Source organism: Curtobacterium sp. NPDC087080, from assembly GCF_044745105.1.
GTDB lineage: Bacteria > Actinomycetota > Actinomycetes > Actinomycetales > Microbacteriaceae > Curtobacterium.
Genome location: NZ_JBIUZP010000005.1, coordinates 23,315 through 44,075 on the forward strand (window position 1 = coordinate 23,315; position 20,761 = coordinate 44,075).

At 71.4% G+C, this 20,761-nt stretch carries 21 protein-coding genes; 17 read left to right on the forward strand and 4 right to left on the reverse strand.

Translation table 11 applies throughout. The annotated features are described in order from the left end of the window. The first annotated feature begins 15 nt into the window (after positions 1-15). A complete protein-coding gene (locus ACIPEQ_RS14065) occupies positions 16-1,446 on the forward strand; it encodes an NlpC/P60 family protein (protein ID WP_402715641.1) in 1,431 nt (476 codons plus the stop codon). A gap of 139 nt (positions 1,447-1,585) precedes the next feature. On the opposite strand, the gene ACIPEQ_RS14070 is transcribed toward ACIPEQ_RS14065, so the two are convergent. Then, on the reverse strand, positions 1,586-2,077 hold the full coding sequence (locus tag ACIPEQ_RS14070; RefSeq protein ID WP_126891758.1) for an inorganic diphosphatase: 492 nt from the start codon (positions 2,075-2,077) through the stop codon (positions 1,586-1,588). Between the two features lie 51 nt (positions 2,078-2,128). On the opposite strand from ACIPEQ_RS14070, the gene tilS reads away from it, so the two are divergent. The 15 genes from tilS (at position 2,129) to ACIPEQ_RS14145 (ending at position 15,160) form a co-directional block, all read left to right on the forward strand. Beyond that, complete coding sequence (gene tilS, locus ACIPEQ_RS14075; protein WP_402715642.1) at positions 2,129-3,151, forward strand: tRNA lysidine(34) synthetase TilS; 1,023 nt, start codon at positions 2,129-2,131, stop codon at positions 3,149-3,151. A gap of 16 nt (positions 3,152-3,167) precedes the next feature. Next, a complete protein-coding gene (gene hpt, locus ACIPEQ_RS14080; RefSeq protein ID WP_031272831.1) occupies positions 3,168-3,719 on the forward strand; it encodes a hypoxanthine phosphoribosyltransferase in 552 nt (183 codons plus the stop codon). A 166-nt stretch (positions 3,720-3,885) separates the two neighbouring features. Continuing rightward, positions 3,886-5,874 carry an ATP-dependent zinc metalloprotease FtsH gene (ftsH, locus tag ACIPEQ_RS14085; RefSeq protein ID WP_402715643.1) on the forward strand — a complete coding sequence of 663 codons (1,989 nt, stop codon included), beginning with the start codon at positions 3,886-3,888 and terminating at the stop codon, positions 5,872-5,874. A 6-nt stretch (positions 5,875-5,880) separates the two neighbouring features. Further along, entirely contained in the window at positions 5,881-6,885 is a 1,005-nt protein-coding gene (gene folP, locus ACIPEQ_RS14090) for a dihydropteroate synthase (protein ID WP_402715644.1), read from the forward strand. Further along, on the forward strand, positions 6,882-7,271 hold the full coding sequence (gene folB / locus ACIPEQ_RS14095) for a dihydroneopterin aldolase (protein ID WP_402715645.1): 390 nt from the start codon (positions 6,882-6,884) through the stop codon (positions 7,269-7,271). Before folP ends, folB begins: the two co-directional genes overlap by 4 nt. Next, a complete protein-coding gene (gene folK / locus ACIPEQ_RS14100) occupies positions 7,268-7,855 on the forward strand; it encodes a 2-amino-4-hydroxy-6-hydroxymethyldihydropteridine diphosphokinase (RefSeq protein ID WP_402715646.1) in 588 nt (195 codons plus the stop codon). The genes folB and folK overlap by 4 nt, the downstream gene beginning before the upstream one ends. Further along, positions 7,852-8,337 (forward strand): DUF3180 domain-containing protein, encoded by a 486-nt coding sequence (locus ACIPEQ_RS14105; RefSeq protein ID WP_402715647.1) that lies wholly within the window; start codon positions 7,852-7,854, stop codon positions 8,335-8,337. Before folK ends, ACIPEQ_RS14105 begins: the two co-directional genes overlap by 4 nt. Positions 8,338-8,359: 22 nt before the next feature. Further along, entirely contained in the window at positions 8,360-8,881 is a 522-nt protein-coding gene (locus ACIPEQ_RS14110; protein WP_126892698.1) for a PH domain-containing protein, read from the forward strand. A gap of 8 nt (positions 8,882-8,889) precedes the next feature. After that, complete coding sequence (locus ACIPEQ_RS14115; protein WP_402715648.1) at positions 8,890-10,653, forward strand: PH domain-containing protein; 1,764 nt, start codon at positions 8,890-8,892, stop codon at positions 10,651-10,653. Then, positions 10,650-11,342: a Rossmann-like and DUF2520 domain-containing protein gene (locus ACIPEQ_RS14120; protein WP_402715649.1), complete on the forward strand. Its 693-nt coding sequence runs from the start codon at positions 10,650-10,652 to the stop codon at positions 11,340-11,342. The genes ACIPEQ_RS14115 and ACIPEQ_RS14120 overlap by 4 nt, the downstream gene beginning before the upstream one ends. 79 nt (positions 11,343-11,421) lie before the next feature. Next, the gene (lysS, locus tag ACIPEQ_RS14125) at positions 11,422-12,957 is read left to right on the forward strand and encodes a lysine--tRNA ligase (RefSeq protein WP_402715650.1); all 1,536 of its coding nucleotides are present in this window, start codon (positions 11,422-11,424) and stop codon (positions 12,955-12,957) included. Positions 12,958-13,070: 113 nt separating this feature from the next. Further along, the gene (locus ACIPEQ_RS14130; RefSeq protein ID WP_402715651.1) at positions 13,071-13,274 is read left to right on the forward strand and encodes a hypothetical protein; all 204 of its coding nucleotides are present in this window, start codon (positions 13,071-13,073) and stop codon (positions 13,272-13,274) included. 69 nt (positions 13,275-13,343) lie between these two features. Continuing rightward, complete coding sequence (locus tag ACIPEQ_RS14135; RefSeq protein ID WP_402715652.1) at positions 13,344-13,517, forward strand: hypothetical protein; 174 nt, start codon at positions 13,344-13,346, stop codon at positions 13,515-13,517. A gap of 90 nt (positions 13,518-13,607) precedes the next feature. Then, positions 13,608-13,739, forward strand: a complete 132-nt coding sequence (locus tag ACIPEQ_RS14140; protein ID WP_274542761.1) for a hypothetical protein — start codon at positions 13,608-13,610, stop codon at positions 13,737-13,739. 347 nt (positions 13,740-14,086) lie between these two features. Next, the gene (locus ACIPEQ_RS14145) at positions 14,087-15,160 is read left to right on the forward strand and encodes a sigma-70 family RNA polymerase sigma factor (protein ID WP_402715653.1); all 1,074 of its coding nucleotides are present in this window, start codon (positions 14,087-14,089) and stop codon (positions 15,158-15,160) included. A 194-nt stretch (positions 15,161-15,354) separates the two neighbouring features. On the opposite strand, the gene ACIPEQ_RS14150 is transcribed toward ACIPEQ_RS14145, so the two are convergent. Beyond that, positions 15,355-16,287 carry an NAD(+)/NADH kinase gene (locus tag ACIPEQ_RS14150; RefSeq protein ID WP_402715654.1) on the reverse strand — a complete coding sequence of 311 codons (933 nt, stop codon included), beginning with the start codon at positions 16,285-16,287 and terminating at the stop codon, positions 15,355-15,357. Between the two features lie 166 nt (positions 16,288-16,453). Between ACIPEQ_RS14150 and ACIPEQ_RS14155 the strand changes: the two genes are divergently transcribed. Next, entirely contained in the window at positions 16,454-18,970 is a 2,517-nt protein-coding gene (locus tag ACIPEQ_RS14155; RefSeq protein ID WP_402715655.1) for an ATP-dependent Clp protease ATP-binding subunit, read from the forward strand. A gap of 260 nt (positions 18,971-19,230) precedes the next feature. On the opposite strand, the gene ACIPEQ_RS14160 is transcribed toward ACIPEQ_RS14155, so the two are convergent. Both ACIPEQ_RS14160 and ACIPEQ_RS14165 read right to left on the reverse strand, forming a co-directional pair. Further along, on the reverse strand, positions 19,231-20,040 hold the full coding sequence (locus tag ACIPEQ_RS14160; protein ID WP_402715656.1) for a hypothetical protein: 810 nt from the start codon (positions 20,038-20,040) through the stop codon (positions 19,231-19,233). Positions 20,041-20,176: 136 nt separating this feature from the next. After that, complete coding sequence (locus ACIPEQ_RS14165; RefSeq protein ID WP_402715657.1) at positions 20,177-20,629, reverse strand: SRPBCC family protein; 453 nt, start codon at positions 20,627-20,629, stop codon at positions 20,177-20,179. Positions 20,630-20,761 lie beyond the last annotated feature (132 nt).

A 20,761-nucleotide genomic window follows, 5' to 3' on the forward strand; every position in this document is an offset into this window, starting at 1 on the left:
GGCCCTGAGCCAGACATGAAGCCCTCCTCCCGCACCCTGTCCGGCTGCACCGCGGTCGTCGCCGTCCTCGGCATCGGCCTGTCGGTCGTCGTCGCCGGACCCGCGCAGGCAGCCCCGTCCGCCCCGAGCTGGGACGACGTGCGCCAGGCGAAGGCCGACACCGCGCAGGCCCAGTCGACCGTGGACGAACTGAGCGCTCGACTGCAGACGCTGCAGGACGCCGCGGACAGCGCCGAGGTCTCGGAGCTCCAGGCGGCGCAGGACTACGCGATGGCGGTGTCGCAGCAGCAGGAGGCGCAGGCGTCCCTCGACGACCTGACGGCACAGGCGAAGCGCGCCGAGCAGCGGGCGGACGAGTCGGCGGCCCAGGTCGCGGGGCTCGTCGTGGAGCTCTCCCGCACCGGTGGCGGCGACCTGTCGACCTCGATGCTCGTCGATGCCTCGGATGCGAAGGACCTGCTGTACCGCGTGGGGACGGTCTCGCACCTCTCCGAGCGGTCGGCCCGGGTGCTCGCCCAGGCGCAGACCGACCAGAACACCGTCGAGTCGATCGCCGCACAGCAGTCGGCGGCGACGAAGGCCCTCGCCGCGGCGACGTCGAAGTCCGAGCGGGCGCTCGACGAGGCCAACGACGCCTCGGCCTCGGCCCGGGCCAGCGTGCAGCAGCAGCAGGACAAGCAGTCCGAGGTGCTCGACCAGCTGGCGTTCCTCAAGGGCACGAGCAAGGCGACCGAGACGGCGTACTGGAACGAGCAGCAGGCGGCACGCGCTGAGCAGCAGCTCGCCGCCCGGACCGCCGCAGCGTCCCGGGACACCGCGTCCGCCGGCAGCACCGACCCCGCGTCGCCGTCCGTGCCGTCCCGCCCGAGCACGAGCCAGCCGAGCACGAGCCAGCCCAGCACGACGCAGCCGAACACGAGCCCGTCGCGCCCGAGCACCACGCAGCCGAACACGACCCCGTCACGCCCTGCTCCTGCGCCGGCGCCCGCGCCTGCTCCGGCGCCGGCTCCCGCACCCGCCCCGGCGCCTGCCCCCAAGCCGGTCTCGAGCCCGTCGAAGGCCGCCGGCGCCATCGCGTACGCGCGGAACCAGCTCGGCAAGGCGTACCTGCTGGGCGGCGCGGGCCCGAACACCTGGGACTGCTCCGGCCTCGTGATGATGGCGTACAACTCGCAGGGCATCGCGACCGGCGGCCACAACGTCGTCTGGCAGTACAACCACTTCAAGTCGGTCGGGCGGCTCGTCCCGCTGTCGCAGCGGCAGCCCGGCGACATCCTCTTCTACTCGTCGAACGGCAGCGTCTCCGGCGCCTACCACGACAGCATCGTCACGAGCTACGGCACGATGGTCGAGGCCGCCCGCCCCGGCGTCGGCGTGGTCGAGCGCGGCATCTGGCTGCCGAACCAGCTCCTGCCGTACGTCGGCCGCCCGAGCGGCTCGGTCTAGCCCGAGCGACCCGCAACGAGCGACCCGCCGACTCGCAACGAGCGACCCGCAACCCTCGATCGGGACCCCGACCCAGCACGAACGACGGCGCCCGCACTCCCCGAGGGGAGCGCGGGCGCCGTCGTCGTGTGTGCGAGCGTCAGTGACCGGCGGGCACGTACGCGGCCTGGCCGGCCTGCACGATGCGCTCGGCCTCGGCGGCGTCGCCCCAGCCCTCGGCCTTGACCCACTTGTTCGGCTCGAGGTCCTTGTAGCGCTCGAAGAAGTGCGCGATCTCGGCCTTGGTCTGCTCCGGAACGTCCGAGATGTCCTGGATGTGTGCCCAGCGCGGGTCCTTGGCGGGGACGACGAGGACCTTCTCGTCGTTGCCGGCCTCGTCGCTCATCTTGAAGACGCCGACCGGGCGGACCTTCACGCCGACACCCGGGAACGTCGGGAACTCGAGCAGCAGCAGCGCGTCCACGGGGTCGCCGTCGTCGGCCAGGGTCTTCTCGAAGAACCCGTAGTCGGTCGGGTACACGAACGAGGTGAACAGCACGCGATCGAGGTACACACGACCGGTCTCGTGGTCGACCTCGTACTTGTTGCGGCTGCCCTTGGGGATCTCGACGACGACGTCGTACGCGGTCATGGTGCGCTCCTGGTCTCATGTGCGGGAAGAAAGCGCGGCTAACGTTACCGGGTGAACACTCCGCGTCCCCGGTTGGACCCGGCCGTCGCCGCGACCCGGCTGGCGGTCCGCACGCTGCTGTCCCGGGCGCGTGACGAGGGACTGCTGCACCCGGGCGACCTGGTCACCGTCGCGCTGAGCGGCGGAGCGGACTCGCTCGCGCTCGCCGCGGCCACCGCGTTCGAGGCGCCGAAGCACGATCTCCGGGCCGGCGCGGTCGTGGTCGACCACGCGCTCCAGGCGGGCAGCGAGGCGGTGGCGAGCCGCGCCTCCAGGACGGCTGCGTCGCTGGGTCTCGACCCGGTGACGGTCCGCCGGGTCGCGGTCGGCTCCGACGGCGGTCCGGAGGGCGCCGCCCGGGAGGCACGGCACACCGCGATCGCGCAGGTCGCCGCCGACACGGGCTCGCCCCTGGTGCTGTTCGGGCACACGCTCGACGACCAGGCGGAGACGGTGCTGCTCGGCCTGCTGCGCGGCAGCGGGCCGGACGCGCTGTCCGGCATGCCACCGCTGGTGCGGCGGACCGCCGGACCGGCCTACGGCCGTCCGCTCCTCGGCGTCCGACGGCACACCACGCGGCAGGCGACCGTCGCCGCCGGACTCGTGCCGTGGGACGACCCGCAGAACGACGACCCCGCGTACGCCCGCGTGCGGGTGCGGACCGCACTCATGCCCGTGCTGGAGCGCGAGCTCGGCGCCGGGATCCCCGAGGCGCTCGCCCGGACGGCCGAGCAGCTCCGCGAGGACGCCGCGGCGCTCGACCACTTCGCCGAGGAGATGGCGGAGGACCTCGCCGAGCACTCCGAGGCGGGCATCTCGCTGTCCGTGCCCGAGCTGCAGGCGAACCCGCCGGCGCTCCGGCAGCGACTCGTGCGGCTGGCCGTCGAGGGGGAGTTCGGGGTGACGCTGTCGCGGACGCAGACCCTCGAGGTCTGCCGACTGGTCACCGACTGGCGGGGGCAGGGACCGATCGACCTGCCGGGTGTGCGTGCCGCTCGGGACGGCGACCGGCTGGCGTTCAGCGCCCCGTCCTGACGGTTACCCTGGACCGGTGGAACTCTCCGACGTCCAGGCAGACCTGTCCGAAGTGCTCTTCACCCCCGAGCAGATCGACGAGAAGCTCGCCGAACTCGCCGCGGTGGTCGACCGTGACTACGCGGGCAAGGACCCGCTGCTCGTCGGCGTGCTGAAGGGCGCCGTCATGGTCATGGCGGACTTCTCGCGGCACCTGAAGATGCAGGCCCGCATGGACTGGATGGCGGTCTCGTCGTACGGCTCCGGCACGAAGTCGTCCGGCGTCGTGCGGATCCTCAAGGACCTCGACACCGACCTGCACGGCCGCGACGTCATCATCGTCGAGGACATCATCGACTCCGGCCTGACGCTGTCCTGGCTCAAGCAGAACCTCGAGTCCCGCGGCGCCGCGAGCGTCGAGATCGTCGCGCTGCTCCGCAAGCCCGAGGCCGCCAAGGTCGAGGTCGACGTGAAGTACGCCGGCTTCGAGATCCCCGACGCCTTCGTGGTCGGCTACGGCCTGGACTTCGACGAGCGCTACCGCAACTTGCGGGGCATCGGCGTGCTCGCGCCGCACGTCTACTCCTGAGGTCCGCCGGGCCGTCCCGACAGCCGGACGGCCCGTACGGCTCCCTCCGGGCACGGGTGGAGTTCGCCCGCAGAGGACACCCATTCTCGCCACAGAGTCACCGCCGTATGCTGACCTCCACGCAACTCCGGCAGAGAAAGGTGTCGGGCCCTCGCGCCCGGATCACATGAACTTCAAGCGCATCTTCCGCGGCCCGTACCTCTACGTGCTCATCGCGCTGGTCGGCATCTTCATCGGCTGGAGCGTCATCGCGCAGTCCGGCACGCAGCAGATCGACACCCAGAAGGGTCTCGAGCAGCTCGCCGACGGCAAGGTCTCGTCCGTGGTCGTCAACTCGACCGAACAGCGCGTCGACCTCACGCTGAAGGACGGCAACGCGAAGGAGCAGTTCTACTACTCCACACCGCGCGGCGAAGAGGTCATCAAGGCCGTCAACGACGCCAACCTGCCCGACGGGTACAACGACACCGTGCAGCAGGGCAACTGGTTCCTGTCGCTCCTCGGCATCATCCTGCCGTTCCTGATCATCGGTGCCCTGTTCTGGTTCCTGCTCTCGAGCGCCCAGGGCGGCGGCTCGAAGGTCATGCAGTTCGGCAAGTCCCGCGCGAAGATGAACAACAAGGAGAACCCGCAGGTCTCCTTCGCCGACGTCGCCGGCTCGGACGAGGCGATCGAGGAGCTCCACGAGATCAAGGAGTTCCTGCAGGAGCCCGCGAAGTTCCAGGCCGTCGGCGCGAAGATCCCGAAGGGCGTGCTGCTGTACGGCCCTCCCGGTACCGGCAAGACCCTGCTCGCACGTGCCGTCGCGGGCGAGGCCGGCGTGCCGTTCTACTCGATCTCCGGTTCGGACTTCGTCGAGATGTTCGTCGGTGTCGGTGCGAGCCGTGTCCGCGACCTCTTCGAGCAGGCCAAGCAGAACGCCCCCGCGATCGTCTTCATCGACGAGATCGACGCCGTGGGTCGCCACCGTGGTGCCGGCATCGGCGGCGGCAACGACGAGCGCGAGCAGACGCTGAACCAGCTCCTCGTCGAGATGGACGGCTTCGACGGCAAGACGAACGTCATCCTGATCGCCGCGACGAACCGTCCCGACGTCCTCGACCCCGCGCTCCTGCGTCCGGGCCGCTTCGACCGCCAGATCGGCGTCGATGCCCCGTCGCTCGGTGGCCGCAAGCAGATCCTCGAGGTGCACGCGAAGGGCAAGCCGCTCGCCGCGAGCGTCGACCTCGAGCTCCTCGCCCGCAAGACGCCCGGCTTCACGGGGGCCGACCTGGCGAACGTCCTCAACGAGGCCGCCCTGCTGACCGCCCGCTCGAACGCGCAGCTCATCGACAACCGTGCGCTGGACGAGGCCGTCGACCGCGTCATGGCCGGTCCGCAGCGCCGCACGCGCATCATGTCCGACCAGGAGAAGCTGATCACGGCGTACCACGAGGGTGGTCACGCCCTCGCCGCCGCCGCGATGCGCCACACCGACCCGGTCACGAAGATCACGATCCTGCCGCGCGGTCGTGCCCTCGGCTACACCATGGTGCTCCCGCTCGAGGACAAGTACTCCGTGACCCGCAACGAGCTCCTCGACCAGCTCACCTACGCCATGGGTGGCCGTGTCGCCGAGGAGATCGTGTTCCACGACCCGACCACGGGAGCGTCGAACGACATCGAGAAGGCAACGTCGACCGCACGCAAGATGGTGACCGAGTACGGCATGAGCCGTGCGGTCGGTTCCGTCAAGCTCGGTTCGGGTTCCAGCGAGCCGTTCGTCGGTCGCGAGATGGGCGGCAGCAGCGGTCGCGACTACTCGGAGAACATCGCCGAGACGGTCGACGCCGAGACCCGTGCCCTGCTCGAGGCCGCGCACGACGAGGCCTACCAGGTGCTCAACGACAACCGCGACATCCTCGACCGCCTGGCCGGCGAGCTCCTCGAGAAGGAGACGCTGGACGCGCCGGAGCTCGTCGAGATCTTCAAGGACGTCCGCAAGCTCCCGGAGCGCCCGCAGTGGCTCTCGAGCGACCGTCGGCCGGTGTCGAACCTGCCCGCGATCGAGTTCCCGGGCAAGGCCGCGTCGACCGCGGCGGAGCAGGGCGACACCGAGTCGTCGTCGAAGCCCCGTCGCCGCCCGTTCGGCAACCCCGGTATCGCCCCCGCGTAGGCCGGCATGACCGACCTGCCGACGAGACGCTCGCGTCGCCTCGCCGAGGCGGACCACGCGCGCGCCGCCCAACAGGCGGCGCGCGCTGCCGCGGCGGAACCGCCGACCGTCGCGATCGACCTCCGTGCACCGGCTCCGGTGCCGGAGATCGTGACCGGTCGTCGGCGCGACCGCACCCCGAGCGGTGCCGCTGGCGGGTCCGACGACCGCACCCGCGTGATGGGCATCCTCAACGTCACGCCGGACTCGTTCAGCGACGGCGGTCTGCACCTGGCGGTCGACGCGGCGGTCACCCACGCCCGGGACCTCGTCGCTGCGGGTGCCGACCTGGTCGACGTCGGCGGGGAGTCCACCCGCCCCGGTGCCGACCGGGTGCCCGTCGAGGTCGAGCAGCAGCGCGTCCTGCCGGTCGTCCGGCAGCTCGTGTCCGAGGGCATCGCGGTGAGCGTCGACACCATGAACGCGTCGACGGCCGAGCGTGCGGTCGAGGCCGGGGCCGCGATCGTGAACGACGTGTCGGGCGGTCTCGCCGACGACGACATGGCCCGGGTCGTCCGCGACACCGGGGCCGGCTTCGTCGTGATGCACTGGCGCGGGCACAGCGACCGGATGCACCGGAACGCCGTCTACGCGCACGCCGTGGACGAGGTCCGCCGCGAGGTCGAGCTCCGGGTCGCCGAGCTGATCGTCCTGGGGGTGCGCGAGGAGCAGGTGGTCATCGACCCCGGCCTCGGCTTCGCCAAGCAGGGCGCGCAGAACTGGGAGATCCTGGCCGGCTACGAACGCTTCGCCTCGATCGGGCTGCCGGTGCTCGTCGCCGCCTCCCGCAAGCGGTTCCTCGACGGGGTCGGCAGCGCTGCCGGCGCACCGCCGCGTGACCGCGACCTCGCCACCGCCGCCATCAGCCTGCTCGCCGCCGAACGCGGCGCGTGGGGGGTGCGCGTGCACGACCCCGCACCGACCCGTGCGGTGCTCGACGTCTGGGATGCCTGGAGGGCAGCACGATCGTGAGGGACACCATCCGACTGACCGGGGTCCGTGCCCGGGGGAACCACGGCGTGTTCGACCACGAGCGCGCCGACGGCCAGGACTTCGTCGTCGACGTCGCGGTCGAGGTCGACGCCCGGGTGTCGTCCGGGTCCGACGACCTGGCGGACACCGTGCACTACGGGGTCGTCGCCGAGCAGGTCGTCGCCGAGATCGAGGGCGGGCCGGTCGACCTCATCGAGACCCTCGCCGAGCGCATCGCCGCCGCGGTGCTCACCCACCGCGCGGCGCTCGCGGTCGAGGTCACGGTGCACAAGCCCCAGGCGCCGATCACGGTGCCGTTCACCGACGTCTCGATCACCATCCGCCGCACCCGCGGCGGCTCGGTGATCGCCGAGGAAGAAGAGTGAGCCGGGCGGTCGTCGCCCTCGGTGCGAACCTCGGCGACCGCGGGAGCGCCCTGCGGGCCGCTGCGCAGGCGATCGCCGCGGCTCCGGGCATCCGCCCGGTGGCGTCGAGCCACGAGGTGGAGTCCGTCGCCCTGACGCTCGACGGACTCGACGACACGAAGCCCCGGTACCGCAACGGTGTGGTCGTCGTCGACACCGACCTGGCGCCGCAGGAACTCCTCGACGCCCTGCACCGGATCGAGGACGACCACGGGCGCACCCGCGAGGTCCGCTGGGGCGACCGCACGCTCGACCTGGACGTGATCGCGGTCGACGACCTGCGGATCGACACGGACACGCTCACCGTCCCGCACCCGCGAGCGGGGGAGCGGGCGTTCGTGCTCGCCCCCTGGCTCGACGCCGACCCGGACGCCGTCCTGCCCGGGGTCGGACGCGTCGCGGACCTGCTCGACGCGGTCGGCGACGACACCGAGCGCGTCGACGAGCCGCGGCTGTTCGACGCGGCGACCCGGACCGAGCCCGACGCCGCGACCGAGCCCGACGCCGCGACCGAGCCCGACGCCGGAGCGGAGTCCGCCGCGTGAAGCCCACCCGCGCCTCCACCCTGATCAGCGTCGCGCTCGTCGCCGCCGTCGCCGGGTTCGCCCTCGACGCCGTCCTGGCCTCGCGGCAGGAACCGACCCTGCTGCTGTCGACCCCCCTCGGCATCACCCTCGCGCTGATCGGCGTCGCGGTCGTCGCGATGGCCCGACCCGTCCGCCGCCACGCGCGCGACGGTGCCGGCCGGCAGCACCCCGTCGACCCCCTCTACGCCACCCGCGTGGTCGTCCTCGCGAAGGCCTCGAGCCTGGCCGGTGCGCTCTTCGGGGCGTTCGCGGCCGGGCTGCTGCTGTACCTCCTGACCCGCTCCGCCCTGCCGCCGCTAGGCTCGGTCCTGCCGAACGCCGTCGCGGTCGGGGGCGGTCTCGTGCTCGTGGTGTGTGCCCTGGTGGCCGAGCGCATGTGCATGGCGCCGCCACCGGAGGACGACGACGACCTGCCGCGGGGTGGGACGACGGCGAACTGACCGACGACCGCAGGAGGCCGTGATGCCGCTCGAACGACTCGACGAGCCGGGCCTCGGCCTGACCGGGACCACGTGGACGCGGGTGTCGCCGAAGCTCGTCTGGACGGAACTCGTCAGCACGATCGTGGTCGGGGTGGTCGTGACGGCCGGGTGCGTGCTCTTCGCGGTGCTCTTCGGCGGCTTCGGGGGTGCGGCCGGCACGGTGTGGAGCTGCGTCGCCATCGTGGTCGCCCTCGTCGCGCTGGTCACCGCCGTCCTGACGCCCCGCCGGGTCCGCGCCATCGGGTACGCCCTGCGTGACGACGACCTCGTGCTGCGCCGCGGGCTGATGTGGCAGCGCTTCACCGCGGTGCCGTACGGCCGCATGCAACTGGTCGACGTGAACCGCGGCCCGCTCGACCGGGTCCTCGGGCTCAGCGAGCTGAAGTTCGTCACCGCGGCCGCCGCGACGAACGTCCGCATCCCGGGCATCCCCGCCACCGACGCCGACGAACTGCGCGACCGGCTCGTGGAGCTCGCCGAGTCCCGGCGCGCCGGGCTCTAGGGGGCGCCGTGACGTTCCGACCCGGACCGCCTCCGCCCGCGCCGCCCCGGCAGGGCAACGCCGCCGCCGCGGCCCCGCTGACCGACGGCGAGTGGCACCGTCTGCACCCGCTGACACCGCTGCTCAAGGGCGGCATCTTCCTCATCGTCGTGCTCGGCTACACGCTGAGCAACCTGCGCGACCAGCTGCTCGAGTTCTTCGTCCCGGGCCCGGCTCCGCAGGAGGACGGCGACCCCGTCCGCTACGTGTACGAGCACGGGGCGGTGGGCTGGGTGCTGCTCGGGGTGGTGGTGGTCCTGGTCGTGTTGATCGGACTGTTCTACGTCTCGTGGCGGATGCACGAGTTCCGCGTGACCGGCGACGTGGTCGAGGTCCGCTCCGGCGTGCTGTTCCGCAGCCACCGCAAGGCTCGGCTCGACCGCATCCAGGGCATCAACATCTCGCGGCCGGTGGTCCCGCGCATCCTCGGGACGGCGAAGCTCGAGATCGCGCAGGCCGGCAACGACGCCAACGTGCAGCTCGCGTACCTCGGGGCACGGGCAGCCGACGACCTCCGGCAGCGCATCCTCGTGCTCGCCTCGGGTGCGCAGGACGACGAACGGACCGACGTGCGGGCGTCGAACGGCGTGCTGCAGGACCGCGTGGACGAACTGTTCTCGCCCGAGCTCGACCAGGCCGCCGTGCACGCGACGCGGGTCGTGAAGGTGCACCCCGGCCGACTCATCGCGTCGATGCTGCTCTCGGGGACGACGGTCTTCTTCGTCGTGGTGATCGTGGCGATGATCGTCAGCATCGCGATCACCGGTGAGTACGGCATCCTGATCGGTCTGTTCCCCGTGGTCATCGGCGCCGGCGGCTACACCGTCCGGAAGTTCTCGCGATCGCTGCAGTACACGATCGCGGAGACCCGTGACGGCATCCGCATCGGCTTCGGGCTCGTCTCGACCTCGAACGAGACCCTGCCGCCGGGCCGCATCCACGCCGTGAGCGTCGCGCAGCCGCTGCTCTGGCGTCCCTTCGGCTGGTGGGACGTCCGCATCAACCGGGCGACGAACGCCGGCAACGGGGCATCGACCAACCAGCAGGTCTCGTCGATCGTGCTGCCGGTCGGTCGCGCCGAGGACGTCCGCCAGGTGCTCGACATCATCCTGCCGGGGCTCGTCGGCACCGCGGTGGCCGGGCCTGCGGCGTCACGCGAGGAACTCCGCGAGGGATCGTCCGAGGCCGTCAACGTGATCGACGACAGCCTCACGACCACCGGGGACCGCGGCGGCTTCGTGCACTCCCCGCGGCGCGGCGCCTGGCTCCGTCCGCTCTCGTTCCGCCGCAACGGCTACCGGTTCGTGCAGGGCGCGGTGTTGCTCCGGCTCGGCGCCGTCTGGCGCTCGCTCGTGATCGTGCCGCTGCCGCGCGTGCAGAGCGTGAAGGTCGAGCAGGGGCCGCTCGAGCGGCTGCTCCGGCTCGCCACCGCACACGTGCACACCGTGGCCGGTCCGGTGTCCGCTCGGATCGGCGCGCTGGACGCGCTCGACGCCCAGCGTCTCTGGTCGGAGAGCGCGCACCGCGCCGTGGAGGCAGCCGCGGCCGACACCACGCACCGCTGGCGCGCCCGGGAGGCCCGCCGCGCCCCCGCCGTGCACGCTCCGCACGGACAGGTGGTGGCGACCGCCGCCGACGCAGCTCCCACGGGAACGTGGCGGGCCGACGGGGGGACGCAGGCAGCGCCTCCCGGCCGGTGGTCCGACGTGCCGCCGCCCGGAGCGGTGCGGTGAGGGCCGGACGACTCGGCGTCGGCATCGTCGGCGCGGGGAGGGTCGGGCCCGTGCTCGGTGCGGCCCTGGCGAACGCCGAGCACGCCGTCGTCGGCGTGACGGCGGTGTCCGACGCGGGCCGCGACCGCGCCGAGGCGATGCTCCCCGGTGCTCCCGTCCTCGCGACCCCCGACCTGGTCGAGCGGAGCGAGCTCGTGCTGCTCGCCGTGCCGGACGACCAGCTCGCCGGGCTCGTGCAGGGTCTGGCGGACGCCGGGATCTGGCAGCCCGGGCAGCTCGTCGTGCACACCAGCCCCGACCACGGCGTCGAGGTCCTGCGGCCCGCCCTGGCCGCCGGCGCGATCCCGCTCGCGATCCACCCCGCGATGGCGTTCACGGGCACGAGCGTCGACCTCGCGCGACTCCGCGACGCCTACTGCGCGGTGACCGCCCCGGCGCCCGTGCTGCCGATCGCCCAGGCGCTCGTCGTCGAGATGGGCGCGGAACCGTTCGTCGTGACCGAGCAGGACCGGCCCGCGTACGCCGACGCCGTGCGGGCCGCGGTGTCGTTCTCGACCGCGATCGTGGACCAGTCGGCCGGGACGCTGTCCGGCATCGGTGTCGAGCACCCCGGTCGCGTGCTGGGCGCCCTCGTGCGCTCCGCCGTCGACAACGCGCTCGCCGCAGCCGACGGCCAAGCGAGCCTGTAGCCGTCCCTGCGGTTCCGGGCGGGAGCGGTGCGGCCGGTACCATCGGTGCATCCCCACGACCCCATCGGAGCCGCACAGCATGACCGACGAGACCGCATCCGCCACCGAGCCCTCGGGCGACGGCCCCTCCGCCGAGGAGCTCGCCGCCGCCGAGACCAGCGAACAGCGACAGGTGCGGCTCGACAAGCGGGCGAAGCTCCTGGACGCCGGCATCGAGGCCTACCCGGCCGAGCTGCCGATCACCACGACCATCCCGGCCGTGCGCGAGCAGTACGCGCACCTCGAGACGGGCGAGGAGACGCAGGACGTCGTCGGGCTCGCCGGCCGCATCGTGTTCTCCCGCAACACCGGCAAGCTCTGCTTCGCGACGCTGCAGTCCGGTGACGGCGCCCGCGTGCAGGCGATGGTCTCCCTGGCAGAGGTCGGGGACGAGTCCCTGGCCCGGTGGAAGGAGTTCGTCGACCTCGGCGACCACGTCTTCGTGCACGGTCGGGTGATCTCCTCGCGTCGTGGCGAACTGAGCATCATGGTGGACGAGTGGGCGATCGCGGCGAAGGCGATCCTGCCGCTGCCGAACCTGCACAACGAGCTCAACGAGGAGACCCGGGTCCGCCAGCGGTACCTCGACCTGATCGTCCGCAACCAGGCCCGCGAGACCGTCCGTGCCCGCGCGGCCGTGATGTCCTCGCTGCGGCAGACCTTCACCGGACACGACTACCTCGAGGTCGAGACCCCGATGCTGCAGACCCAGCACGGTGGCGCCTCGGCCCGACCCTTCGTCACGCACTCGAACGCCTTCGACACCGAGCTGTACCTGCGCATCGCGCCGGAGCTCTTCCTCAAGCGGGCCGTGGTGGGCGGCATCGACCGGGTCTTCGAGATCAACCGGAACTTCCGGAACGAGGGTGCCGACTCGTCGCACTCGCCCGAGTTCGCGATGGTCGAGGCGTACCAGGCGTACGGCAACTACGAGCAGATGGCCGACCTGACGCAGGAGCTCGTGCAGAACGCGGCGAAGGCCGTGACCGGCGGGTCCCTCGTCGTCACGCTCGCCGACGGCTCCGAGTACGACCTCGGTGGCGACTGGGCGCGCATGGACATGTACGGCTCGCTGTCCGAGGCAGCCGGGCGCGAGATCACCCCGGAGACCCCGCTGTCCGAGCTGGTGGCGCTCGCCGAGGCCGAGGGCGTCGAGGTCGCGCACGCCACGCACGGCAAGTACGTCGAGGAGCTGTGGGAGCACTTCCACGGGGACGACCTGCACGTGCCGACGTTCGTGATGAACTTCCCCGTCGACACCTCACCGCTGACCCGCGAGCACCGCAGCCGCCCGGGCGTCGTCGAGAAGTGGGACCTGTACGTCCGCGGCTTCGAGCTCGCGACGGCGTACTCCGAGCTCGTCGACCCCGTCGTGCAGCGCGAGCGCTTCGTCGAGCAGGCGAAGCTCGCCGCGGGCGGTGACCCCGAGGCGATGCGCGTCGACGAGGACTTCCTGCGTGCCCTCGAGCACGCGATGCCGCCGTCGGGCGGCATGGGCATGGGCGTCGACCGCCTGCTCATGGCGATCACCGGCCTGGGCATCCGCGAGACGATCCTGTTCCCGCTGGTCAAGTAGGACGCGAGCGGATGTCGGACGGGAGGCGCGGTGCCGGCTGGCACCGCGCCTCCCGTCCGTCCCGGCACCGTCCCGGGCACGTGGCGCTCACCGGGGCGAGGTACGATGCTCCGGTGCCAGAGGGAGTCGTGACCGGGATCATCTTCGCCGTGACGCCGACCGTCGTCGTCGGCCTCATCTTCTGGTTCGTGATGCGCGCGATCATGCGCGCCGACCGCACCGAGCGGTCCGCGTACGCCAAGGTCGAGGCGGAGGAGCGCGCGCGCTACGAGCGCGAGCACGGCCGTCCCGCTCCCGCTCCGAGCTCGGCGGAGTAGTCCCGACCCTCCTGCGCGCGCAGCGCAGTCCGTCACCGGCCGTTCACCGACGGGTGGTGCAGTGACGGGGTGACCGCACGTCCCGCCCCGTCGTCTCCGGCCCCGTCGACGCTGGCCCCGTCGTCCCTGGCCTCGGACCCTGCGGACCTCGACCCCGAGGACGCCTTCGGGCACTCCGTGCTGCCGGACGCGACCCGTGACGCCGTGTGGGCGGACGGCGACGAGGACGACGTCGACGTCTGAGCCTGCGGGTTCCAGGACGTCCGCCGTCGGTCACCGATCGTTCATCCCGACGTCGCCCGGCCTTCGCTCGCGAGGGTGAGCATCGTCCGCATGTCCATCACGCACGCCTTCACCGGCCGAAGCCTCGTCGGCGACATCGAGAGCGAGTACGACGAGTTCGACCTCGACGCCGACCTCGAGTCCTCCCAGCGACGGGACGGGTGGCTCGAACCCTCCTGGTGACATCCCGCTCCTGACGCTCTTCGGGGTACGGCACCCGGATCACGACGATCCGGATCGCCGTACCCCTTTTCCGTGTCCGCTCGGCGCAGCGCTCCGGGGTACACGCTTGCGATCGTCGATGAAACATCCCTGCAACACCGGAAACACGGCGACATCCCCTTGTGCGCGGGCATCGGCCGGGTCCATGCTGACGTCTGGCCTGTACCCCGCGGGGGACAGCTACTCGGGTGAAGCACGACGTTCCCTGGGAATCGATCCGATCGGTTTGTGGGGTACACCTCGCGACCGCTTTACTCATCAGCACCCCCCAACGAGGCCATCACCGTCGAACCGCAGGGAGAGTCACCATGACGATCGCGACAGCAGCACCGAAGACGACGACCACTGGCACCACCGCGCGCCGCAGCAAGAAGGCAGCAGCCGCGAAGACCGCGGACGCCGCGGTGGAGACCACCACGCTCGACGCCGTCGAGGTCGAGGCCGACGAGCAGCTCGCGGGTGTCCGCGGCGCCTCGGTCGACCAGGTCGGCGACTACCTGCGCCACATCGGGCGCCTCTCGCTCCTGACCGCGGAGGAAGAGGCGGACATCGCCCGCCGCATCGAGGTCGGCCTCTTCGCCGAGGAGAAGCTCAACACCGAGTCCGGCATCGACAAGACGCTGCAGCGCGAGCTGCGCTGGCTCGTCCGCGACGGTGAGCGCGCCAAGGAGCGCATGATCACCTCGAACCTCCGACTCGTCGTGAGCATCGCGAAGCGCTACTCGCAGCGCGGCCTGCCGTTCATGGACGTCATCCAGGAGGGCAACCTCGGCCTGGTCCGTGCGGTCGAGAAGTTCGACTTCACCCAGGGCTACAAGTTCTCGACCTACGCCACCTGGTGGATCCGCCAGGCGATCTCGCGTGGCCTCGCCGACAAGGCGCGCACCATCCGCATCCCGGTGCACACCGTCGAGCTGATCAACAAGATCTCGCGCACCGAGCGGGACCTCACCGTCGACCTCGGCCGCGCGCCGATGGCCGACGAGGTCGCCGCCGAGCTCAGCATGAGCACCGAGGAGCTCCTCGACCTCAAGGGTCGCTCGCACGAGCCGGTGTCGATCCACACCGTCGTCGGTGACTCCGACGACAGCGAGCTCGGCGACTTCATCGAGGACGAGGACGCCGCGAGCCCGAACGAGCTCACCGAGACGACGCTCCTGCACCGCGACATCCGTTCGATCGTCTCCGAGCTGCCGAGCGACGAGGCCAACGTCATCCGCATGCGCTACGGCCTGGACGACGACAAGCCGATGACGCTCGACGAGATCTCGAAGATCGTGCACACCACGCGCCAGGCGGTCAGCCGCGTCGAGTCGCGTGCCAAGCTGCGCTTGTTCGCGAAGGCCGTGAGCCAGGACATGCAGCTGTACCTGACCGACTGAGGTCAGCAGGCTTCGGCCGGGGTCTCGACCTCGGCACGGGGAACCGGGCCGTCCTGTGGGAAGGCGGTCCGGTGGGGTGATGGGACGGCCCGTCCAGGCACTGCCTGGGCGGGCCACTTCGCTGTCCGGGGCACGGCCGTCCGGGGCACGGCTGCCCAGCGCGCTGCTGTCCCGCCCGCCCTCGGCCCCGCGGGCTAGTCCTCGAGCTCGCGGCCGAGCTTCTGGCGCAGGTCCTGCGGGATGAGTTCGATGAGCTGGTCGGGGCGGACCGGCAGGTCGAGCAGGCTGAGCTTCACCCGGCCGGTGCGCCCGTGCCGCTCGGCGTCGAGGCGCACGACGCTCCCGGCGTCCTTCCGCAGCCGGACGTCGATCTGCGCTCCCGTCGCGACCTCGCCCACGACGAGCCCGTCGACCTCGAGGGCGGCGCTCCTGGTGCCCTCGGCGATGTCGAAGCGGTAGCGCTCCCGTGCGGCCAGGACCACGGCGCGGTCGATGCCCGCCATCGGGGCGACCGGCGTCACGACCGAGCCCGACAGCGCGGGGGAGAGCACGGGTCCGCCGGCCGCGTAGTTGTAGGCGGTGGACCCGGCGGGGGTCGCGGCGACGATGGCGTCCGCGCGGTAGTAGCCGTAGCCGAGGCCGTTGACGCTGAGGTCGGCGGAGACCTGACCAGCTCCCGGGCGTCGCACGATCGTCAGGTCGTTGAACGCCAGGTAGTCCGTGCGGGCGCCGCTCCACGACAGCCGGGCCTCGAGGGCGTGGTGCGGTTCGAGCTGGTACTCGCCGGCGGACAACCGGTCGAGCGCGTTCTCGAGCTCGGGCGGCTCGATCTCCACCAGGAACCCGACGTTGCCGTAGTTCACGCCGAGCACCGGCACCGGGCGCTTCGCCACGAGTCGCATCGCGCCGAGCATCGTGCCGTCCCCGCCGAGTGCGACGACGAGGTCGACCTGGTCCGTGAAGTCGTCGTCGCCGATCACCTCGACGTCGCCGCCGATGCGCTGCGCGTCCGCCCGCCGGGCCACGAGCCGTCCGGCGCCGGACGCGTTCCACCGCTGCAGGGTCGTGATCGACTCCCGCACGTTCTTGGTGGGGTGGACGACGAGGCCGACGACGGGCTGCTCCATGCCCAGATCGTAGCCGCCCGGGCCGGTCGCCGGCAGGTGCGGAGGCCCTGGGCCACCGTGCGAAGAGAGGTCACGCCCACGGCGAACAGGGGCAGCCCTGCGGGGGTCCGCTGGTTAGTCTCGATGTACGTCACCGAGCTCCCACGAGCCCGGCAAGGGAGAGCACATGTTCGAGAGATTCACCGACCGAGCCCGTCGTGTTGTCGTCCTCGCTCAAGAAGAAGCGAAGATGCTCAACCACAACTACATCGGCACCGAGCACATCCTCCTCGGCCTCATCCACGAGGGCGAGGGCGTCGCCGCCAAGGCGCTGGAGTCGCTCGGCATCTCGCTCGATGCCGTCCGCGAGCAGGTCCAGGACATCATCGGGCAGGGCCAGCAGCAGCCGACCGGGCACATCCCGTTCACGCCGCGCGCCAAGAAGGTGCTCGAGCTGTCCCTGCGCGAGGCGCTGCAGCTCGGCCACAACTACATCGGGACCGAGCACATCCTGCTCGGCCTCATCCGCGAGGGCGAGGGCGTCGCCGCCCAGGTCCTCGTCAAGCTCGGTGCGGACCTCAACCGCGTCCGTCAGCAGGTCATCCAGCTCCTGTCCGGGTACCAGGGCAAGGAAGCGGTCGCCGTCGGCGGCGAGCAGCAGCAGAACGCCCAGCAGGGTTCGCAGGTCCTCGACCAGTTCGGTCGGAACCTCACCCAGGCCGCGCGCGACGGCAAGCTCGACCCGGTCATCGGGCGCGAGAAGGAGATGGAGCGGGTCATGCAGATCCTCTCCCGCCGCTCCAAGAACAACCCCGTCCTGATCGGTGAGCCGGGCGTCGGCAAGACCGCGGTCGTCGAGGGCCTCGCCCAGGCGATCGTCAAGGGCGACGTCCCGGAGACGCTGAAGGACAAGCAGCTCTACTCGCTCGACCTCGGCTCGCTCATCGCCGGGTCCCGCTACCGCGGTGACTTCGAGGAGCGCCTCAAGAAGGTCACGAAGGAGATCCGCACCCGCGGCGACATCATCGTCTTCATCGACGAGATCCACACGCTCGTCGGTGCCGGTGCTGCCGAGGGCGCGATCGACGCCGCGTCGATCCTCAAGCCGCTCCTCGCCCGCGGTGAGCTGCAGACGGTCGGCGCGACCACGCTCGACGAGTACCGCAAGCACTTCGAGAAGGACGCCGCACTCGAGCGCCGCTTCCAGCCGGTGCAGGTCAACGAGCCGTCGCTGCCCCACGCGATCAACATCCTCAAGGGTCTCCGCGACAAGTACGAGGCGTTCCACAAGGTGTCCATCACCGACGGCGCGATCGTCGCCGCGGCGAACCTGGCGGACCGCTACGTGCAGGACCGCTTCCTGCCGGACAAGGCCATCGACCTGATCGACGAGGCCGGCGCACGTCTCCGCCTGTCGATCCTGTCCGCGCCGCCGGAGCTCCGCGAGTTCGACGAGAAGATCTCGACGGTCCGCGGGCAGAAGGAAGCCGCGATCGAGGAGCAGGACTTCGAGAAGGCCGCGAGCCTGCGCGACGAGGAGAAGAAGCTCCTCGGCGAGCGTCTCCGCCTCGAGAAGCAGTGGCGTGCAGGTGACGTCGCCGCGTCCGGCACCGTCGACGAGGGCATCATCGCGGAGGTCCTGGCCCAGGCCACGGGCATCCCGGTCTTCAAGCTCACGGAAGAGGAGACCTCGCGTCTCGTCTTCATGGAGAAGGCCCTGCACGAGCGCGTCATCGGACAGGAAGAGGCCATCTCGGCCCTCTCGAAGACGATCCGCCGCACCCGTGCCGGTCTGAAGGACCCGAACCGCCCCTCGGGCTCGTTCATCTTCGCCGGCCCCACGGGCGTCGGGAAGACCGAGCTCGCCAAGGCGCTCGCCGAGTTCCTGTTCGACGACGAGGGCGCGCTGATCTCCCTCGACATGTCGGAGTTCGGTGAGAAGCACACGGTCTCGCGACTCTTCGGTGCCCCTCCCGGGTTCGTCGGGTTCGAGGAGGGCGGCCAGCTCACCGAGAAGGTGCGTCGCAAGCCGTTCTCCGTGGTCCTGTTCGACGAGATCGAGAAGGCTCACCCGGACATCTTCAACTCGCTGCTGCAGGTCCTCGAAGAGGGTCGCCTGACCGATGGTCAGGGCCGCGTGGTCGACTTCAAGAACACTGTCATCATCATGACCACGAACCTCGGTTCGCAGGGCATCGCGGGTGGTCCGGTGGGCTTCCAGGTCGAGGGTGACTCGGCCGTCGGCTACGACCGCATGCGCTCGAAGGTGAACGAGGAGCTGAAGAAGCACTTCAAGCCGGAGTTCCTGAACCGCGTCGACGACACGATCGTGTTCCCGCAGCTCTCGCAGTCCGAGCTGCTGCAGATCGTGGACCTGTTCGTGAAGCGCCTGTCGGACCGCCTGCTGGACCGCGACATGACGGTGGAGCTCACGCTCGCCGCCAAGGAGCAGCTCATCAAGGTCGGCTTCGACCCGGCACTCGGTGCCCGACCGCTGCGCCGCGCGATGCAGCACGAGGTCGAGGACCAGCTGTCCGAGCACATCCTGCAGGGTGAGCTCAACGCGGGCGACCACGTGAAGGTCGACTTCGCCGAGGGTGCGTTCCAGTTCGAGACCGGGCGTCAGCCGGGTCGCGAGGAGGTCCTCGCCGGGGCGCCCGCGGTCGAGTCCGCGGAGACCCCGCAGGGCGAGATCGAGTCCTAGGACTCCTCGACACGACGGACGGGAGGCGCGGTGCCAGCTGGCACCCCGCCTCCCGTCCGTCCGTCCGCGGCGACGAAGCGATGTGCGGGTTCCGGCGTGCGCGGCGGACACGACCCCCGGGCGGGGGGTACCGTTGTTCGTGCGAGGGTTCCCCCCAACACCTCGCGACCGACGTCCGGCTGGTTCCCCCAACGGGTCGGACGTCAGTGGCCCCGGTCTCCCCCCGACCGGGGCCACTTCACGTTCCGGACCCTGCCGCGTCAGCCGAGCGTCGCGGCGAAGTCGCGGACGGCTCGTTCCCAGCGCTCCGGGTCCTCGTTCCACTCGAGCGTGTGCCGGGCCTGCGTGAACGTTTCGACCCGCGCGCCTCGAGCGCGGTGCGCCGCGACGTCGGCGGCAGCGACCAGGGGATCGGCCGTCGAGTGCAGCAGGAGCGTCGGGGTGCGGTCGTCCTGCCAGCGCGTGACCGACAGCGGGTAGGGCACGCCAGCGAGGCGGCTGAGGCCCGGCGTGCTCGCGATGCGTCCGGCGACGACGCCGACGGCCGCGGGGAAGCGTGCCGTCGTGACGGCTCCGCGGAGCGCGGACCGGACGTCGAGGAGCGGCGCGACCCCGACGATGCCGTCGACCGGCGTGCGTGCGGCGGCGGCCGACGCGGCGAGGGCGCCGGCGGACCAGCCCTGGAGCACCACCCGTTCGGCCCCACGGGCTCGGGCGGCGTGTGCGGCGGCGGCGACGCGGTCGACCGCCGCGGGGTCGAGGGAGCGCAGCGGCAGCCCGGAGGTGTCGACCACCTGGTTCGAGGCGCCGAGCTCCCGCCAGACCCGCAGGCCGCGCAGGACCTGCTGCGGGCCGAGCGACTGCCCGTGGACGTGCACGACGTGGGTGCGCCCGACGACGCCGTCGGGTTCCTCACCCGGGACGTCTCGCTCGTCGGTCCACACCAGCTCGGACTCCGGCGGTACGAACGGTGCGGGGCGGAGGAGTCGGCGTGCGGCGGCGGCCCCGAGGGCGACGCTCCCGGCGGTGGCGATCACGGTGCCGGTGACGGCGGTGCGGACGAGCTGCATGGTGTCCACCCTGCCAGCGCGACGTGTGCGTGCGTCGGGTGCGCACGGACGGACGGGAGGACGGACGGACGGACGGACGGACGGGAGGCGCGGTGCCAGCTGGCACCGCGCCTCCCGTCAGAGCGTGCTCGGTGTCCTAGGCCTGGACGTCGCCGCGCCAGCCCGGCTCGGTCGGGGCGTTCTCGACGCGCTCCTTGTAGTTCTGCAGGTCCTTCTTGACGGCGTGACCGCCGACACCGACGGCGGAGCCGAGCTTCTCGAGGAGGCCGGTCGGCTCCCAGTCGATCTGCGCGGTCACGCGGGTCTCGTTGTCGGACAGCTTGTGGAAGGTCACCACGCCGGCGTGGTCGACGTCGCCGTCCTTGACGGTCCACGCGACGCGCTCGTCCGGGTGCTGCTCGGTGATGACGGCGCGGAACTCGCGCTCCTGACCGGCGACCTTGACGGTCCAGTCGGTGGTCTTGTCATCGACCTGGACGATCTTCTCGACCTCGTCGAGGAAGTGCGGGAACTCCTCGAAGCGGGTCCACTGGTCGTAGGCCTGGCGGACGGGGACGTTGACGTCGACGGTCTCGATGATCTGGGGCATGGTCGCTCCTTCGTTCGTCGTGCTGTTCGTGTTCGGGCTCGTCGTCTTCGTGACGCTCTGTGTTCGTGACGCTTCGTGTTCGACACCGACGCTAGGCCGGTCCGGCTGGAGGCCCTCCAGGGGCGGTGTCCC

Excerpts from the sequence above, each read along its gene's own strand:
- ACIPEQ_RS14110 (WP_126892698.1), top strand. The coding sequence starts at position 8,360 with ATGCCGCTCGAACGACTCGACGAGCCGGGCCTCGGCCTGACCGGGACC.
- lysS (WP_402715650.1), top strand. The coding sequence starts at position 11,422 with ATGACCGACGAGACCGCATCCGCCACCGAGCCCTCGGGCGACGGCCCC.
- ACIPEQ_RS14145 (WP_402715653.1), top strand. The coding sequence starts at position 14,087 with ATGACGATCGCGACAGCAGCACCGAAGACGACGACCACTGGCACCACC.
- folP (WP_402715644.1), top strand. The coding sequence starts at position 5,881 with ATGACCGACCTGCCGACGAGACGCTCGCGTCGCCTCGCCGAGGCGGAC.
- ACIPEQ_RS14165 (WP_402715657.1), bottom strand. The coding sequence starts at position 20,629 with ATGCCCCAGATCATCGAGACCGTCGACGTCAACGTCCCCGTCCGCCAG.
- ftsH (WP_402715643.1), top strand. The coding sequence starts at position 3,886 with ATGAACTTCAAGCGCATCTTCCGCGGCCCGTACCTCTACGTGCTCATC.
- ACIPEQ_RS14140 (WP_274542761.1), top strand. The coding sequence starts at position 13,608 with ATGTCCATCACGCACGCCTTCACCGGCCGAAGCCTCGTCGGCGACATC.
- ACIPEQ_RS14070 (WP_126891758.1), bottom strand. The coding sequence starts at position 2,077 with ATGACCGCGTACGACGTCGTCGTCGAGATCCCCAAGGGCAGCCGCAAC.
- ACIPEQ_RS14065 (WP_402715641.1), top strand. The coding sequence starts at position 16 with ATGAAGCCCTCCTCCCGCACCCTGTCCGGCTGCACCGCGGTCGTCGCC.
- ACIPEQ_RS14160 (WP_402715656.1), bottom strand. The coding sequence starts at position 20,040 with ATGCAGCTCGTCCGCACCGCCGTCACCGGCACCGTGATCGCCACCGCC.
- ACIPEQ_RS14155 (WP_402715655.1), top strand. The coding sequence starts at position 16,454 with ATGTTCGAGAGATTCACCGACCGAGCCCGTCGTGTTGTCGTCCTCGCT.
- ACIPEQ_RS14150 (WP_402715654.1), bottom strand. The coding sequence starts at position 16,287 with ATGGAGCAGCCCGTCGTCGGCCTCGTCGTCCACCCCACCAAGAACGTG.